Source organism: Clostridium sp. AM42-4 (assembly GCF_003480105.1).
Taxonomy (GTDB): Bacteria; Bacillota; Clostridia; order Lachnospirales; family Lachnospiraceae; genus Brotaphodocola.
Genome location: NZ_QUIK01000002.1, coordinates 83,583 through 100,705, shown reverse-complemented (window position 1 = coordinate 100,705; position 17,123 = coordinate 83,583). Strand labels below are relative to the sequence as shown.

General features: G+C 48.6%; 17 protein-coding genes. 9 read left to right on the top strand and 8 right to left on the bottom strand.

Features of this window, described 5'->3' with window-relative positions; all coding sequences use genetic code 11:
• Positions 1-49 precede the first annotated feature (49 nt).
• The gene (locus DW922_RS01830) at positions 50-259 is read right to left on the bottom strand and encodes a DUF378 domain-containing protein (RefSeq protein WP_118706321.1); all 210 of its coding nucleotides are present in this window, start codon (positions 257-259) and stop codon (positions 50-52) included.
• 169 nt (positions 260-428) lie between these two features.
• Here DW922_RS01830 and DW922_RS01825 point away from each other — a divergent pair, with 169 nt between their 5' ends.
• Positions 429-1,622, top strand: coding sequence for an aminotransferase class I/II-fold pyridoxal phosphate-dependent enzyme (locus tag DW922_RS01825; RefSeq protein WP_118725631.1), 1,194 nt, complete (start codon positions 429-431; stop codon positions 1,620-1,622).
• A 220-nt stretch (positions 1,623-1,842) separates the two neighbouring features.
• Complete coding sequence (locus DW922_RS01820) at positions 1,843-2,385, top strand: NADH peroxidase (protein WP_118725630.1); 543 nt, start codon at positions 1,843-1,845, stop codon at positions 2,383-2,385.
• Between the two features lie 88 nt (positions 2,386-2,473).
• On the opposite strand, the gene DW922_RS01815 is transcribed toward DW922_RS01820, so the two are convergent.
• Positions 2,474-3,340: a LysR family transcriptional regulator gene (locus DW922_RS01815; RefSeq protein WP_118725629.1), complete on the bottom strand. Its 867-nt coding sequence runs from the start codon at positions 3,338-3,340 to the stop codon at positions 2,474-2,476.
• A gap of 335 nt (positions 3,341-3,675) precedes the next feature.
• Here DW922_RS01815 and DW922_RS01810 point away from each other — a divergent pair, with 335 nt between their 5' ends.
• The 4 genes from DW922_RS01810 (at position 3,676) to DW922_RS01795 (ending at position 7,758) form a co-directional block, all read left to right on the top strand.
• Complete coding sequence (locus DW922_RS01810; RefSeq protein WP_118725628.1) at positions 3,676-4,944, top strand: SLC13 family permease; 1,269 nt, start codon at positions 3,676-3,678, stop codon at positions 4,942-4,944.
• A 78-nt stretch (positions 4,945-5,022) separates the two neighbouring features.
• Positions 5,023-5,925 (top strand): L(+)-tartrate dehydratase subunit alpha, encoded by a 903-nt coding sequence (gene ttdA / locus DW922_RS01805; RefSeq protein ID WP_118719523.1) that lies wholly within the window; start codon positions 5,023-5,025, stop codon positions 5,923-5,925.
• On the top strand, positions 5,925-6,551 hold the full coding sequence (gene ttdB / locus DW922_RS01800) for a L(+)-tartrate dehydratase subunit beta (RefSeq protein WP_118725627.1): 627 nt from the start codon (positions 5,925-5,927) through the stop codon (positions 6,549-6,551). The genes ttdA and ttdB overlap by 1 nt, the downstream gene beginning before the upstream one ends.
• Positions 6,552-6,813: 262 nt before the next feature.
• On the top strand, positions 6,814-7,758 hold the full coding sequence (locus DW922_RS01795; RefSeq protein WP_118725626.1) for an AEC family transporter: 945 nt from the start codon (positions 6,814-6,816) through the stop codon (positions 7,756-7,758).
• A gap of 451 nt (positions 7,759-8,209) precedes the next feature.
• Here DW922_RS01795 and DW922_RS01790 read toward each other — a convergent pair whose 3' ends face one another.
• From DW922_RS01790 to DW922_RS01765, 6 genes are all read right to left on the bottom strand, one after another.
• Entirely contained in the window at positions 8,210-9,316 is a 1,107-nt protein-coding gene (locus DW922_RS01790) for an ABC transporter substrate-binding protein (RefSeq protein WP_118725625.1), read from the bottom strand.
• A gap of 27 nt (positions 9,317-9,343) precedes the next feature.
• A complete protein-coding gene (locus tag DW922_RS01785; RefSeq protein ID WP_118719517.1) occupies positions 9,344-10,471 on the bottom strand; it encodes an ABC transporter substrate-binding protein in 1,128 nt (375 codons plus the stop codon).
• Positions 10,472-10,597: 126 nt separating this feature from the next.
• Positions 10,598-11,392 carry an ABC transporter permease gene (locus DW922_RS01780; protein WP_118719515.1) on the bottom strand — a complete coding sequence of 265 codons (795 nt, stop codon included), beginning with the start codon at positions 11,390-11,392 and terminating at the stop codon, positions 10,598-10,600.
• Complete coding sequence (locus DW922_RS01775; RefSeq protein ID WP_118719513.1) at positions 11,392-12,204, bottom strand: ABC transporter permease; 813 nt, start codon at positions 12,202-12,204, stop codon at positions 11,392-11,394. The genes DW922_RS01780 and DW922_RS01775 overlap by 1 nt, the downstream gene beginning before the upstream one ends.
• The gene (locus tag DW922_RS01770) at positions 12,197-13,273 is read right to left on the bottom strand and encodes an ABC transporter ATP-binding protein (RefSeq protein WP_118540344.1); all 1,077 of its coding nucleotides are present in this window, start codon (positions 13,271-13,273) and stop codon (positions 12,197-12,199) included. The genes DW922_RS01775 and DW922_RS01770 overlap by 8 nt, the downstream gene beginning before the upstream one ends.
• Positions 13,274-13,407: 134 nt before the next feature.
• Positions 13,408-13,941 carry a helix-turn-helix domain-containing protein gene (locus tag DW922_RS01765; RefSeq protein WP_118725624.1) on the bottom strand — a complete coding sequence of 178 codons (534 nt, stop codon included), beginning with the start codon at positions 13,939-13,941 and terminating at the stop codon, positions 13,408-13,410.
• A gap of 253 nt (positions 13,942-14,194) precedes the next feature.
• On the opposite strand from DW922_RS01765, the gene DW922_RS01760 reads away from it, so the two are divergent.
• The 3 genes from DW922_RS01760 (at position 14,195) to rpiB (ending at position 16,977) form a co-directional block, all read left to right on the top strand.
• Positions 14,195-15,256, top strand: coding sequence for a beta-propeller fold lactonase family protein (locus DW922_RS01760; protein ID WP_118725623.1), 1,062 nt, complete (start codon positions 14,195-14,197; stop codon positions 15,254-15,256).
• A gap of 90 nt (positions 15,257-15,346) precedes the next feature.
• Entirely contained in the window at positions 15,347-16,426 is a 1,080-nt protein-coding gene (gene aroC, locus DW922_RS01755) for a chorismate synthase (RefSeq protein WP_118725622.1), read from the top strand.
• A 107-nt stretch (positions 16,427-16,533) separates the two neighbouring features.
• The gene (rpiB, locus tag DW922_RS01750) at positions 16,534-16,977 is read left to right on the top strand and encodes a ribose 5-phosphate isomerase B (protein WP_118706339.1); all 444 of its coding nucleotides are present in this window, start codon (positions 16,534-16,536) and stop codon (positions 16,975-16,977) included.
• Positions 16,978-17,123 lie beyond the last annotated feature (146 nt).

Here is a 17,123-nt window from a genome sequence, read left to right as displayed (position 1 = left end):
GTGAATCTGCATTCATCATAACATAAGCAGAAGAAAAGTGGAAGCGCATTCACGCTTCCACCTCTCCGATTTTCATATAGAAACTAATGAGATATAACCCACAAAGACCGACGAGGGCATAGATGATCCGGGAAATCCAGGTCATGCTGCCAAACAAAAATGCAACCAGATTAAAGTTAAAAAATCCGATCAGTCCCCAGTTGACGGCGCCGATGATGGTAAGTGTCAGCGCGGTGCAATCCATAGCTTTGTTGTTCATGAGATTCCCTCCTTACAGGAATCATTCTGCGCAGAAAGAAAAAAATTATACATGGTGTTTCTATCAGAAAGCTTTATATCAGAAAAATCCGGCAATGATTGCAGATTATTGCAGAACGCGGTAAAATGGAATCAGATTTATGATACGAACGAAAGGACAAAAGAAAACTATGAAATACGATTTTACTTCCATTATGGACCGTGCAGGAAGAGATTCTATAGCAGTAGATCAGATTCCGATTCCGGGAGCGCAGGTAAAAGAAGGTTTTGACCGTATTCCGATGTGGGTGGCAGATATGAATTTTCCAACGGTGCCAACCATACCGGCAGCAATGATGGAACGTGTCCAGCACCCGGCTTACGGATATTTCAGCCCGACAAAAGAATATTATCGTTCCATTATCCAGTGGCAGGAAAAACGAAACGGGGTGACCGGACTGGAACCAAAACATATTGGCTATGAAAACGGGATTCTGGGCGGAGTAGTCAGTGCGTTGAATGTGATGTGCTCGCGGGGCGATCATGTACTTTTGCATTCCCCTACCTATATCGGTTTCACCAAATGTATTGAGAATAATGGATATCATATTGTTCATTCGCCATTGGTAAAAGATGAAAACGGCATCTGGCGTATGGATTTCGATGATATGGAAAAGAAAATTGTAGAGAACCATATTCATGCAGCGGTATTCTGTTCTCCGCATAACCCGTGTGGCCGCGTGTGGGAACGCTGGGAGATTGAAAAAGCCATGGAGCTTTACAGAAAGCATGATGTTTATGTGGTTTCCGATGAAATCTGGTCGGACCTGATCTTGGAAGGACATAAACATATCCCGACCCAGTCCGTGAGTGAAGATGCCAGAAACCGTACTGTTGCCATGTATGCGCCATCCAAGACGTTTAACCTGGCGGGACTTGTGGGAAGCTACCATATTATTTACAATGACTGGCTGCGGGAACGGATTTTAAAAGAGTCCTCGTTATCTCATTATAATGAAATGAACGTCTTGTCCATGCATGCCCTGATCGGTGCATATAAGCCGGAAGGTTATGGGTGGGTAGATGAACTGCGTCAGGTATTGACCGGGAACGTAGAATTCGCCTGCAATTTCATTCAGGAACATTTTGATGGAGTCGAAGTATCAAAACCGGAAGGAACGTATATGTTGTTTCTGGACTGCACAAAGTGGTGTGAGAAGCATGGAAAAAGTATCGACGAACTTCTGAAAGCCGGGGTGGAAGTAGGTGTCATCTGGCAGGACGGACGCCCGTTCCATGGACCGTGCCATATCCGGATGAATCTGGCATTGCCGATGAGCCGGGTACAGGAGGCATTTGAGCGGCTTAGGCAGTATGTATTTTAACAATATCACACAGTAACGAACGAGGGCCGAAAGGTTTCGTCCCCGCCATTCGGCGGGGACGGAACCTTCCGGCCCATTTGTGTTTACTGTGCGATATTGTTTATAAAAAAGTGTTGACAAATACGCAGCCCTGTGCTAAATTAATATCAGTAACAATTACTAATATTAACAAAGAGACACAAATTAGAATATCACACATCAAGAAAAGGAGAACTGAGTTATGAAGAAATGGGTTTGTACTGTATGCGGATATGTTTACGAGGGAGAGGCTGCACCGGAGTTCTGCCCGGTTTGTAAGGCACCGGCTTCCAAGTTCAAAGAGCAGGAAGGCGAGATGACCTGGGCTGCTGAGCATGTAGTAGGTGTTGCACAGGGTGTCAGCGAGGATATCTTAGCTGATCTTCGCGCAAACTTCGAGGGCGAGTGCTCTGAGGTTGGTATGTACTTGGCTATGGCAAGAGTTGCACACAGAGAAGGCTACCCGGAGATCGGTCTTTACTGGGAAAAAGCAGCTTACGAGGAAGCTGAGCATGCAGCAAAGTTTGCGGAGCTGTTAGGTGAGGTCGTAACCGACTCTACCAAGAAGAATCTGGAGATGAGAGTTGCTGCAGAGCACGGTGCAACCGAGGGCAAGTTTGACCTGGCTAAGCGCGCGAAAGCTGCAAATCTTGATGCAATCCATGACACCGTTCATGAGATGGCAAAAGACGAGGCAAGACACGGAAGAGCATTTGAGGGCCTGTTAAAGAGATATTTTGGCTAATTCATATAGCATGATGTGAAAAAGGTGGTTTCGTATTTCATTCTATGGAATACGAAACCACCTTTTTTGATAAGCGCATATCATTTTTCTACCGTTCTTTCACAAAGTTCAAAAACTTTTCCACACTTCCATTGATATATTTTCCTTTTTTCCACACAATACCGATTTCCTGCTGGATAACCGGGTCAATCGGAATTCCTTTTACCCCATTCATATGCTTCACCAGAGAAGAATAGAGGACAGCGCCACAGTTTCCACTATGTAAAAAGCGTTCGATCGTATAGAGCTGGCTGGCATGTAAAATGACGTTCGGGGTGATCCCTGCATTTTCAAAGCGCGAATTCAGGGTAGTGTTCTGCACGGAATCTGTATTATACATGATGATGGGCTCGTCCCGCAGCATTTCTATTGTCACTTCTTTTTCTTTCGCCAGACGGTGTTCTTTGGAGACGCAGAATACCAGATGTTCGGTTTGGATGCGGAAGGTATTCATTTTATCGATATCATAAAAGTGCATATTGACCAGGGCCAGATCCAGCGTTTCCTCCTGCACCAGGGATGCAGCGCGGATGGAACCGTATTCAAACAGCTCTACCGGGATATCCGGGTACTGTTTCTGGAAATCCAGAAGCATTTCCGGGAAAAAGATCGTGCTTAAAAGCGGAGGAATGCCGATGCGGATCGGTGGAATCTGTTTTCCCAGATCGTAAAACTGCTGGGTAGTCTGTTTGATGGACGCAAGAAGTTCGCTTGCTTTTTGATAAAACAATTCGCCCTCGGTAGTCAGGGTCAGGTGATTTTTGGAGCGGACAAAAAGACTGACGGAAAATTCCTTCTCCAGCTCCTTGATGGCGTTGGAAATCGCAGGCTGTGTGACATAGAGCTTCTGTGCTGCCTGGGTAATACTGTGGTACTGGCTCACTGCGCAGAAGTATTCTAATTGGACAATTTTCATAAAGCGCCAGATTCTCCTTTTCACGAAATTTCCCGGGTAATTGGGAAAAATACACCAAAACCCGGTCTTAGATGACAAAAATTATACCATGAAATTAGGGGATTGTGCCGAAAAACCGAAAAAAGCCTTAACCTTTTTTTATGGGGGTATCATTTTTAGTAAATGTACAATCCGAAATACAATCGATATAATGATGCCATAAACAACAGGTAATAACGCGGCCGCCTCATTACGTTACTGTTTACGTGTTGCGCAAACAGCAACCTTATTACTCTTAGGTTTCACAAGGAGTGTAAGTTTCAAAAGAATATGTTTTGAGAGTATGGGAGGTAAGAATGAATCCAACAACAATCACATTACTGTTTCTTTTCTTTGCGGTAGTCATGTTCGTATTTGAGAAGATACCGCTTGGAGTGACATCCATGATCGTCTGTTGCGGACTGGTCGTGACTGGAGTTTTAGATGTAAAGACGGCATTTGCCGGATTCATCGACAGCAACGTCATTTTGTTCGTTGCTATGTTTATTGTCGGAGGTGCGTTTTTCGAGACCGGCATGGCGAACAAGATCGGCGGGATCGTAACAAAGTTTGCAAAGACAGAGAAGATGCTGATCATTGCCATTATGGTGATCGTAGGACTGATGAGCGGTGTCCTTTCTAACACCGGAACTGCAGCAGTGCTGATCCCGGTTGTGATCGGAATCGCCGCAAAATCCGGATATTCCCGTTCCAGACTGCTGATGCCGCTGGTATTTGCGGCAGCCATGGGAGGCAACTTATCCCTGATCGGTGCGCCGGGAAACCTGATCGCACAGAGTGCCCTGGAGGAGATGAACCTGGGATTTGGCTTTTTTGAATATGCCATTGTCGGAATGCCGATCCTAATCTGCGGAATCCTCTTTTATGCGACGGTTGGTTACCGCTTGCTTCCGAATAAACAGGTAAGCGGCGATGCCGGAGTGTTTGATGACACAAAGAATTTCGATGATGTACCGAAGTGGAAGCAGACTCTGTCCCTGGTGATTCTGGTGCTGACCCTGCTTGCCATGATCTTTGAGAAGCAGATCGGCATCAAGCTTTGCATCTCAGGATGTGTGGGAGCGCTGGCACTGATCCTGACCGGAGTCATTTCCGAGAAAGATGCACTGAAATCGATTGACTTAAAAACGATCTTCCTGTTTGGCGGCACTTTATCTTTGGCGTCGGCCTTATCCCAGACAGGAGCGGGTGCCATGATCGCGGAAACCGTTATGGGAGCGCTGGGAGAAAATCCTTCCCCGTATGTGCTGACCTTTGTGGTATTTATCCTCTGCTGTGTGATGACAAACTTCATGTCCAACACAGCAACCACAGCCCTTATGGTTCCGATCTGTCTCTCTATTGCCCAGGGAATGGGCGCGGACCCGAGAGCAGTTCTGATGGCCTGTGTCATCGGCGGTTCCTGCGCTTACGCAACCCCGATCGGCATGCCGGCAAACACCATGGTAGTGGGAGCCGGAGGATATACCTTTATGGATTATGTCAAATCCGGATTACCGCTGATTGTTATTGCAACGATCGTCAGCATGATCATTTTACCGATTACATTTCCGTTTTTCCCGTAAACGGAATTGGAATAAATAAAATTATAAACACAACATATTCACATGAATTTATGTTTCACAAGAAAGGAGATCAAAACGATGAGCAGCAAAGAAAAACAGGTTGAGCAGCTTACCACATATATGGCGAATTTTGTATCCCATATCGGTAAGGTACTGCCGGACGACATCATTGCCAAGTTAGACGAACTGGCAGAGAAGGAGGACAGCCCGCTGTCCAAAGTAATTTATGAGACCATGAAGAAGAACCAGGTACTGGCAAAGACCTTAAACCGTCCGAGCTGCCAGGACACCGGTGTGCTGCAGTTCTGGGTAAAATGCGGAACAAAATTCCCGCTGATCGGTGAGCTGGAGGCGCTGTTAAAAGAGGCAGTGGTAAAGGCAACCTTCGAGGCACCGCTTCGTCACAACAGTGTAGAGACTTTTGATGAGTACAACACCGGAAAGAACGTAGGTAAGGGTACCCCGACCGTGTTCTGGGATATCGTTCCGGACAGCGACAAGTGCGAGATCTACACATACATGGCAGGCGGCGGCTGTACGCTTCCGGGTAAAGCTATGGTCCTGATGCCAGGTGCCGGTTATGAGGGCGTGACCCGTTTCGTTATGGATGTCATGACTTCCTATGGTTTAAATGCATGCCCGCCGCTTCTGGTTGGTGTCGGCGTTGCAACCTCTGTTGAGACTGCAGCACTGCTTTCCAAGAAAGCGCTGATGCGTCCGCTGGGAAGCCACAACGAGAACGAGCGTGCCGCTTCCATGGAGAAGCTTCTGGAAGATGGCATCAATGCGATTGGTCTTGGACCGCAGGGTATGGGCGGCAAGTACTCCGTTATGGGTGTACATATCGAGAACACCGCAAGACATCCATCTACCATTGGTGTGGCTGTCAATGTAGGATGCTGGTCCCACCGACGCGGACACATCATCTTTGATAAGGATCTGAACTATACCATTACTACACATTCGGGGGTGACTTTATAATGTTAGAACTGAAAGATGGAAAGAAAATTTTGACGACTCCGATTTCTGAGGAGGATTTAAAGGATATTCATATTGGTGATATCGTATACTTAAATGGAAGCATGACAACCTGCCGTGACGTGGCACACCGCCGTCTGGTAGAGGGGGGCCGGGAGCTGCCGGTGGATGTACGCGACGCAGCAATCTTCCACGCAGGCCCGATCATTCGTCCGCTGGAGAATGATAAGTTCGAGATGGTTTCCGTAGGCCCGACCACTTCCATGCGTATGGAAAAATTCGAGAAAGAATTTGTTGAGAAAACCGGTGTCAAGGTTATCATCGGTAAGGGCGGTATGGGTCCGAACACCGAGTATGCCTGCAAGAACTACAAAGCAATCCACTGTGTATTCCCGGCTGGAAATGCTGTTGTGGCAGCAACTGAGGTAGAAGAGATCGTCCGCGCAGAGTGGAGAGACTTAGGTATGCCGGAGACTCTGTGGAACTGCCGAGTGAAAGAGTTTGGCCCGCTGATCGTATCCATCGATACCGAGGGACGCAATCTCTTTGAAGAAAACAAAGTTGTTTTCAACGAGAGAAAAGAAAAAGCGATCGAAGAGATCTGCAAGCATGTAAGCTTCATTAAATAAGCTTTACCCGATCAAGAATTCATTTCAACCAAATGTAATGTCCAAATTTTGCCGAAAAAGAAAACAGGCGCTGCAAAACTCCCTTCTTTGCAGCGCCTGTTTTTGTGTTCCCTTTACCTGCGATTGACAAAACCCGATTTTTCAGTGTATATTAAAGTTTAGCAAATCACAGTGATAAAGATAATGAAAGATGGTAAGCCTGCCACTATAAAATACAGCTGTGAAGGTGTTAAATTCTTGTGGGAAAATGAGGTAAACGCATATGGAAAATCTGATGTTTAGTCTGAATGCGACCATGCCGGTCTTTTTGCTTATGGTACTTGGCATGGTGTTTCGGAGAACAGGAATCTTAAGAGAAAATATGATCGACGGACTCAACCAGTTTGTGTTTAAGGTGGCGTTGCCGGTGCTGCTTTTCGGAGATCTTGCAAAGCAGGATTTTGCAAGTGCCTGGGATGGGAAATTTGTAGCGTTCTGTTTCTCGGCTACTATTTTAAGTATCTTGATTGCAACACTGCTTTCCCTGACATTGAAGGACAAATCCCTGCGTGGCGAGTTTATTCAGGGCGCATACCGCAGCAGCGCGGCAATTCTGGGCATTGCATTTATTACTAATATCTATGGGAATTCGGGCATGGCGCCACTCATGATCATCGGAAGTGTGCCGCTTTATAACATTATGGCAGTTGTTGTGCTCTCCTTTACAAAACCAGGACAGGATGGTATGAGTCCGGCACTGGTGAAAAAAACGCTGAAGGGGATCGTGACGAATCCGATCATTCTGGGTATCGTATTTGGTGCGCTGTGGTCAGTCCTTCATCTTCCTACACCAGCTATTTTTACGAAAACCGTATCGAACCTTGGAGGCATGGCAACCCCGCTTGGGTTAATGGCAATGGGTGCTGCCTTTAACTGGAAAGAGGCAAAAAACGGTATGGGACCGGCATTTCTGGCAAGTTTTATGAAGCTGTTTGGCTTGTGCACCATCTTTCTTCCGCTGGCCGTGCTTTTGGGCTTCCGGGAGGCGAAACTGATTGCGATTCTTGTCATGCTTGGTTCTAGCACAACGGTCAGCTGTTACGTTATGGCCCGCAATATGGGACATGCCGGAGTACTGACCTCCAGCATCGTGGCACTGACAACCTGTGCGAGCGCATTTTCATTGACCTTCTGGTTGTATGTGACAAGGACACTGGGGTTGATCTAGTCTGCAAAATCAAGTTGTAAAAATGCCTTTCCGCCATTCTGAAAGGCAGCGTTGGGATTTATAAAGACTACAGCAGTGCTCAGGAAACCCAGCTTGTAAAGCTGGAAAGAGAACAGTTTTTCGGAGAGATGGAGCTGATTGAAAAAAACCGCGCTCCGCTAGCGCGGTTGCGTTAGAGAATGATACTGAGGTATATGCGATCACTCCGAAAGATTTCGATGACTGGTGCCGGGAAGTTATGGTCCCTGTTCATGGATAGGGATTTCCTGAACGGAAAATTCCAATATGACATAGTTTTGGTAGCTGATTTGGAATGTAAACAATCAAAAAAGGAGCTTTGCACTGAGATTTATTCATCAGTGCGAAGCTCCTTTTTTTCATGGAAACTGAGTTCCTGGGAAATCAAAATTGTTCCGCAGGATGCACAATTTTGGTCATGTCTGAAATGGAATTACTTAGATTTTACTTCCTTCCATGCTTCGTTGTAGATCTCGTCCACATCGTCGCCAAGGTACTTCAGAACCTCTGCATTCTTGATGGAGTCGATGTCCGGGAAGATTGCCTTGTTGTTCTGCATATCTTCGTCTAACAGCTCGAATGCGCCCTTGTTGGGGGTGGAGTAGGTGATGTACTCAAAGTTCTTCTTTGCGATGTCCGGTCTGCACAGGAAGTTGATCCACTTCTCTGCGTTTTCCTTGTTCTTTGCATTTTTCGGGATGACCCAGCAGTCGATGAAGAGGTCGGTGCCTTCTTCCGGGATCACGTACTGGAGATTGTCGGTGCCGTCCTCGCCCTGGATGTAAAGCATCTCACCGGAGTAGATGATGCCGACTGCAGCCTCGCCGCCGATCATCTTATCTCTTACCTGGTCTACAACGTAAGCCTGTACCAGCGGCTTCTGATCGATCAGGTCCTGCTTTGCCTTGTTGATCTCATCCGGATTGGTGCTGTTTAAGGAGTAGCCGTTTTTCTTTAAGCCGGTCATGAAGGCACTGCGGATGCTGTCCTGCATGAGGATTTCACCGCTTAAGCGCTCATCCCACAGGTCGGACCATTTGGTCGGCGGCTCTACGCCAAGCTCCTGCAGGCGCTCTTTGTTGTAGAGGATGCCGATGGTGCCCCAGGTATACGGAACTGCGTATTTGTTTTCCGGGTCGAAGGATTTGGAAAGCTCCATGTAAAGCGGATCGATCTGGTCGATGTTCGGCACGTTGTCGAAGTTGATCTCGGCTAAGAGGTCATGCTCGCGCATCTTCTGGATCATGAAATCGGATGGGCATACCGCATCGTAAGCAATGCCGCCGGCTTCGATGACCGGATACATCTCCTCGTTGGTCTCGAATAAATCGTAGACAACCTTAATGCCGGTTTCTTCCTCGAATTCATCAATGACACTCTCGTCAATGTACTCGCCCCAGTTGTAAACGTAGAGCTCACCGGCATCGCCGGAGCCAGAGCCCTTAGCCGGAGCAGTGCCGGAAGCGGAAGCTCCGCAGCCGGTTACAGTAAGTGCCGCTGCGGATAAAGCCGCAGCAGATGCGATCCATCTTTTTTTCATTTTCTCAATCTCCTCTGTCTTTTATTTTTAGTTGGATTTTATTTCTTTCCACAGTTCGTTGTAGATATTGTCGGTTTCATCGCCGAGATACTCGTAAACCTCAGAATTGTTCAGGGAATCGATATCCGGGAAGACTGCCTTGTTGTTCTGAAGGTCTTCGTCTAACAGCTCGAACGCGCCCTTGTTCGGGGTCGGGTAGGTGATGTACTCAAAGTTTGCTTTTGCAATCTCCGGACGGCATAAGAAATCGATCCATTTCTCTGCGTTTTCTTTGTTCTTCGCGTTTTTCGGAATGACCCAGGAATCCAGCCACAGGTTGGTTCCCTCTTCCGGAATGACATATTCCAGTTCGTAATCCAGTCCCAGGTTTGCAACCTCGTCCTGGATGTAGAGCATCTCGCCGGAGTAAATGACACCGACTGCAGCCTCACCGCCGATCATCTTGTCTCTTACCTGGTCGATGACGTAAGCCTGAACGAGCGGTTTCTGGTCTACCAGATCCTGCTTCGCCTGCTGGAGCTCGTCCTCATTTGCACTGTTCATGGAGTAGCCATCTTTCTTTAAGGCAACCATGAAGGCGTCGCGGACACTGTCCTGCATGAGGATCTCGCCGCTTAAGCGCTCATCCCACAGATCTGCCCATTTGGTCGGAGCCGGTACGCCGAGCTCGTCTAACAGCTTGGTATTGTAAAGGATGCCTACGGTTCCCCAGCAGTAAGGAACGGAGTATTTGTTCTCCGGGTCAAAGGACTTGGACATTTCCATGTAAGCCGGGTCAATCTGGTCGATATTCGGCACATTGTCGAAGTTGATCTCAGCAAGCAGGTCGTTCTCACGCATCTTCTGGATCATGTAATCGGACGGGCAGACAACATCGTAGTTGACGCCGCCGGCCTCGATGACCGGGTACATCTCCTCGTTGGTCTCGAACATATCGTAAATAACCTTGATGCCGGTCTCATCCTCGAACTGGGAAATGACATCCTCGTCAATGTACTCGCCCCAGTTGTAAACATAAAGCTCGCCTGCGTCAGAACTGCCGGAATTGGCAGCAGAAGTGGAACCTCCTGCAGATCCGGATGCACCGCAGCCGGAAAGAAGAGTGGAAGCGGCAGTCAGACCTGCCATGGAAATTGCAAATACTCTTTTTTTCATAGTCATCTCCTCTTAGTGGTGTGGTTGTGTGCTGTCTATTTGACATTTCGCAGAGCAGCAAATGGTGTTTGGTGAATCAAAAAAGGTCAGACATCCTGCCTGTTTTGTTTGGTAAATCAAAACGTGTCAGGCTTCCTGCTTTTTCTTCGGTGCAAAATTGCTGATGAGCAGCAGTGCCAGTACCACCGCAAAGATCACGGTGGAGAGCGCGTACATAGACGGCTTGATGCCGCGGCGAACTTCGCTGTAGATCAGGGTGGACAGGGTGTTGATGCCTGCGCCTCTGGTAAAGTGGGTGATGATAAAATCATCCAGAGACATGGTGAAGGCCAGCAAAAAGCCGGACAGCACACCCGGTAAGATATCCGGGAACACGACTTTGAAGAAAGCGCGGATCGGGCTTGCGCCGAGGTCCAGGGCCGCTTCATAGGTGTAGCGGTTGGTCTGCTTGAGCTTTGGCATGACGCTTAGGATCACGTACGGGATATTAAAGGTGATGTGCGCGATCAGCACGGTCTTAAAGCCAAGGGAAATACCGAAAGCAAGGAAAGCCAGCATCAGGGAGATACCGGTTACGATATCGGCATTCAGCATCGGAATGTTGGTGATCCCCATGACGATGGTCTGGGGAATCTGTTTCATGCTGTTGATCGCGATGGATGCCGCGGTGCCGATGATGGTGGCGATCAGCGCGGACAAGAATGCGATCAGCAAAGTATTCTGCAGGGCAGCCATGATGTTGCGGCTTGCAAACATCTGGGTGTACCACTGCAGGGTGAACCCGCCCCACTGGGTACGGGATTTGGAACTGTTAAAGGATAATACCACCATGGTGGCAATCGGCGCGTACAAAAACACCATGATGATCACCAGGTAGAAGTCCTGCAGGATACGCCGGAAATTCTGTCGGATCTTACTCATTAGAATGTACTCCCTTCGCCGTTTTTATCGTATTTTGCGATCAGCGCCATGCTGATCAGAATGAAGACCATAAGGACCAGGGAGAGACCGGAGCCTAAGTTCCAGTTGCTGCCCTTGGTGAATTCCTGCTCGATGACATTACCGATCAGGAGGATCTTGCTGCCGCCCAGTAAGTTGGAAATTACGAAAGTGGTCAGGGACGGTACGAACACCATGGTAATGCCGCTGATGATGCCTGGTACGCTAAGCGGAAGCCATACCCACAGAAGTGTCTGGGTAAAGCTTGCGCCAAGGTCTCTTGCCGCGTTGATAGTGTTATCATCGATCTTGCAAAGCACGTTGTAGATCGGAAGGACCATAAACGGCAGGAAGTTATAAACCATACCAAGCACGATCGCGCCCGGGGTATTGATCAGGTTCTGGTTTGGCAGGTGCAGGGCACTTAAGATGCCGTTGATCACACCGCTCTTTTCCAGAAGAGTCTGCCATGCCAGGGTGCGCAGCAGAAAGTTCATCCACATCGGAAGAATGAAGATGAAGACGATAAAGCTTCCCTGGCCGATGCCACGGTTACGCAGGATCATGGCAAGCGGGTAAGCAAGTACGAGGCAGATCACCGTGCTCACCAGGGAAAGTCCCAGGGAGAGCCACAGGGCCTTCACATGCTCCGGGGTGGAGATGGAAAGCACATTGGTAAGGGTGAATGCTCCGGATTTATCGGTCAATCCGTAATACACGATAAGAATCAGCGGAATGACGATGAAACCAACCATCCAGACCAGATACGGTCCGGCTAACCATTTCTTATTCATTGACTCCTACGGCCTCCTCATCCTCTGATGCAGGTTTGTTCATGATCTGGATGTCAAACGGGTCCACCTTGATGCCGACCTGTTTGCCGACCGGGCACATATCGGTGCTGTGTACCAGCCACTCGAAGCCGTCCGGGGTGGTGACTTCCATTTCATAATGAACACCCTTGAAGATCAAGTGGGTGCAGGTGCCGACCAGCGTGCCCTCGGACGGGTCTACCAGGTCGATATCCTCCGGGCGGATGACAACATCGACCGGAGTGTTGTTGCCGAAGCCTTTATCCACGCAGGCAAATTTGGCACCGAAGATCTCAACCAGCTCGTCGCGAATCATAATGCCCGGGACAATGTTGCTTTCGCCGATGAAGTCTGCCACGAATGCGTTCTCCGGCTCGTTGTAGATCTGCTCCGGAGTACCCATCTGCTGGATGTAGCCCTGGTTCATGACAACGATGGTGTCGGACATGGTCAGCGCTTCTTCCTGGTCGTGGGTAACGTAGATGAAGGTGATGCCGAGCTCATTCTTTAAGCGGATCAGCTCATACTGCATGTCCTGGCGCAGCTTTAAGTCCAGGGCACCTAACGGCTCGTCTAAAAGCAGAAGACGCGGCTCGTTTACGATGGCGCGGGCAATGGCGATACGTTGCTGCTGGCCGCCGCTTAAGGAGTCTACGGTACGCTTCTCATAGCCGTCTAAGTTTACCAGCTTTAACGCGTACTTGATCTTGTCATCGATGTAGGCTTTGGATTTGCCTTTGATCTTTAAGCCGAATGCGATATTTTCCGCGATGTTCATGTGGGTGAACAGGGCGTATTTCTGGAATACGGTATTTAACTGGCGCTTATTCGGCGGAAGTTTGCTGATATCGGTTCCGTCGAAAATGACCTTTCCGGTGTCGGCCGTCTCAAATCCGCCGATGATGCGCAGGGTTGTGGTTTTGCCGCAGCCGCTGGGACCCAGTAATGTTACGAAAGAATTTTCCTTAACGGAAAGATTGAGGTCGTCTAAGACCATGGTGTTGTCAAAGCTTTTTGAAATGTTGACTAAGTCAATCAGGGGCTGAGCCATCGCATTATTCCTCCTAAAGTATGGTTACATTTGTTTTCATTTACATGTGATATTCAATCTCTGGGCTGACTGCATATGCAGCTGCCCTCTCAAAAGCGGGCTACCGGCCTTTGCGATGTTCGCTCCGGTCAGCTTTAGAAGCTTGGCGGCGTGCTGACCCAGATCAGCGATGCGCCGTGACGGCTCGTAAGGTAATGCTTTTTGTCCGGGGTAAAGTAAAAGGACTCGCCCTTCTTCGCCCGGTAGGTCTTGCTTCCGATGTGGATGTTGATGCTTCCCTGCAGTACATATCCGAATTCCTCACCCTCATGTGGGTTGTCCGGGTAGGTGGAGCCGCCGGCCTCTAAGGCAATGAGAATCGGTTCCATCATGTTTTTCTGTGCGTTCGGGATGATCCAGCGGATCTCATTTTTTAATTCCGCATCGTATTTTTCAAAATAATCTGCTTTTCCGAATACGACCTGTTCCTCCGGAGTTTCATTAAAAAACTCACCAAGCGTCGTGCCGAGGCACTGTAAGATGTCGGTGAGTGTCGCAATGGAAGGAGAGGTTAAATTTCGTTCCAGCTGGGAGATGAAGCCCTTGGAAAGCTCTGCCCGGTCTGCCAGTTCTTCCTGGGTCAGACCCTTTAGCGTCCGTATCTCCTTTAATTTTGATCCGATATCCATAACAGTCCTCCATGATAATACTATCCGAAAAGTTTAGAAATATTAAATGAATGTAAAATGCACTTTAAAGTTTAGCTTTAGTAAACACAAAGCAAGATTCATTATACTGGAAAATATCTGTATGTCAATAGATTCAGAATAGATTTTTTTGAGAATGTGTGGTATGCTGTTTACGATTGGAACGTTTGCGCATTTTATGCGCAGACCGGGTTAAAAAACGCAGAAACTTGAAGGCGTGACAGGAGGAAGAGCAATGGCTTTTGAAGGAAAGTATATGGCATATGTCGGTTCCTATTCGTACAACGGCAAAGCCAAGGGAATCACGGTTTACGATGTAGACGTGGAAAAAGGAACATTTACAGAGCGCTGCGAGGTGGAAGTGGACAATTCCTCCTATGTAACAGCATCCAATGATAATAAAACCCTGTATTCTGTTGCGGATGAGGGTGTTGTGGCATTCCGTATTCTGGAAAACGGAAGTCTTTCCCGCTTAAACAGCGCAAAGACCAAAGGCATGAGAGCCTGCCACCTGTCCATGGATAAGGAAGACCGGTATGTATTCGTGTCTGGTTTCCATGATGGCAAGGCAACGGTACTGCGCCTGCGCAAGGATGGCGGTGTCGGTGAGATCGTGGACGGTGTGTTCCATAAGGGACTGGGCAGCGTAGCAGAGCGTAATTTTCGCCCGCATGTAACCTGCTGCAGACGTACTCCGGATAACAAATTTGTCATGATCGTAGATTCCGGTCTGGACCAGGTAAAGATCTACCGCTTCAGCGAGAAGGACGAGCATCTGGTTCAGGTAGACACCATCCCGTGTGAGATGGAATCTGCACCGAGAAACCTGCGCTTCAGCTCTGATGGCAAATTCTTCTATTTAATGTATGAGCAGAAGAATGTCATTGACGTATTTACCTACGAGACCGGAGACCGTGTCCCGAATGTGGAGAAGATTCAGACGATTTCTACCATGGGAGAAAAGCACAGCTCTTTGGCAGCAGCCTGCTCGTTACGCTTCTCCCCGGATGAGAAGCATATGTTCTGCAGCAATGCAGGCGACGAGAGTGTGGCTATGTACAGCAGAGATAAGAAGACCGGTCTTCTGACCCTGATGTGCTGTCTGCCGATCAGCGGAGAATATCCAAAGGATATCGCAGTCTTCCCGGATGATAAGCACATTGCGGCAATCAACCATGAAAGCAATACCATCACATTTTTCAAGATCGATTACGAGAAAAAACTGCTGATCATGAGCTCCAATGCGATCAAGTGCAACGAGCCGAACAGCTGCATCATTGTGAAAGTGGACGACTGATTAAGACGAAAAATCTGGCAGCACTGTGCAAGGCCGTCAGGCGTTTATACCTTTGTGTGAAAGAAAAATGGGAAAACAGCGGAGGAAACTATGGCAGGATCAACCTATGGAACCATCTTCCGTATCATGACATGGGGAGAGTCCCACGGCAAAGGCATCGGTGTTACCATCGACGGCTGCCCAGCGGGACTTCCGCTTTGTGAGGAAGATGTACAGACTTATTTAAATAGAAGAAAACCGGGGCAGAGCAAATTTGCCACCGCAAGAAACGAAGGAGACCAGGTCGAGATCCTTTCCGGTGTGTTTGAGGGAAAGACGACCGGAACCCCGATCGCCATGATGGTGCGCAATACCGACCAGCGTTCCAAAGATTATAGTGCGATCATGGATGTGTACCGCCCGGGACATGCGGATTACTGCTTTGAGCAGAAGTATGGCTTCCGTGATTACCGGGGCGGCGGACGCTCTTCCGCGCGTGAGACCATTGCCCGGGTAGCAGCCGGGGCAGTTGCCTGCAAGCTGCTGGCACATTATGGCATTACGGTCACCGCTTATGTGAAAAGCATCGGCGAGTTTGAGATCGATCCGAAGCGCTTTGATCTTTCTGAGCGCGATAACAACAGCCTGAACATGCCGGATAAGGTGGCAGCAGAGGAAACTGCAGAATTTTTAGAGCGCATGATCGCTGCACAGGATTCCGTGGGCGGCGTGGTAGAATGTCTGGTAGATGGCATGCCGGTTGGTGTTGGCGAGCCGGTATTCGATAAGCTGGATGCAAGCCTGGCGAGGGCAATCATGTCCATCGGCGCCGTAAAAGGATTCGAGATCGGGGATGGCTTTGCAGCAGCAAAAGCGCTTGGATCCCAGAATAACGATGAGTTTTATGTCGATGCTTATGGTAAGGTTGTGAAAAAGACCAACCATGCAGGCGGTATTTTAGGCGGCATGAGCGATGGAAGCCAGATCGTGCTGCGTGCGGCTTTCAAACCGACTCCGTCAATCGCGCAGCCACAGAAAACAGCGAACAACCATGGCGAGAATGTAGAGATCGCCATCAAGGGACGCCATGATCCGGTGGTGGTGCCGAGAGCGGTTGTGGTAGTAGAAGCCATGACGGCGCTGACGATCGCTGATCTGCTGTTAATGGGAAAGAATGCAAAGCTGGATTAAGCGTGCCGATCTGAAATCTGAAAGCCGGAAACGCACGGAAAAATTGATGTGTCCAGCGCTGGAAGCTGGAACGAGGAGAACAAAGAAAGGCAGGAAAGAGGAAAATTATGAAGAAGATTGCAATGGGAAATGATCACTCCGCAGTGGAAATGAAGGAAGCCATCAAGGCATATGTAGAGCAGAAGGGTTACGAGGTCATCGACTTCGGAACCAACTCCAGCGAAAGCTGCGATTACCCGGTATACGGCGAGAAGGTTGGACGCGCGGTAGCATCCGGTGAGGCGGATTACGGCATCGCAATCTGCGGAACCGGTATCGGTATCGGTCTGGCAGCAGGCAAGGTAAAAGGCGTTCTGGTCTGCACCTGCAGCGAGCCGTACAGCGCGAGAATGTCCCGCAGACACAACAATACCAACGTCCTGACCTTCGGTGCCCGCGTAGTGGGTGTCGAGATGGCGAAGATGATCGTAGATGAGTGGTTGGACAACGAATATGAGGGTGGACGCCACCAGAGAAGAGTCGACATGATCTTCGATATTGAGAATAAATAACAATTTGATTCACTTTAATAGGGCCGTGTGAGTTGCCTTTCGGCAACTTACACGGCCCTTGTCATATACTTAAATTGTTATTTTAAAATTTCGCAGCGTGATTTGCATTTTTGTAGATTTGGCAGATGTCTTCCTCGCCCAGGACC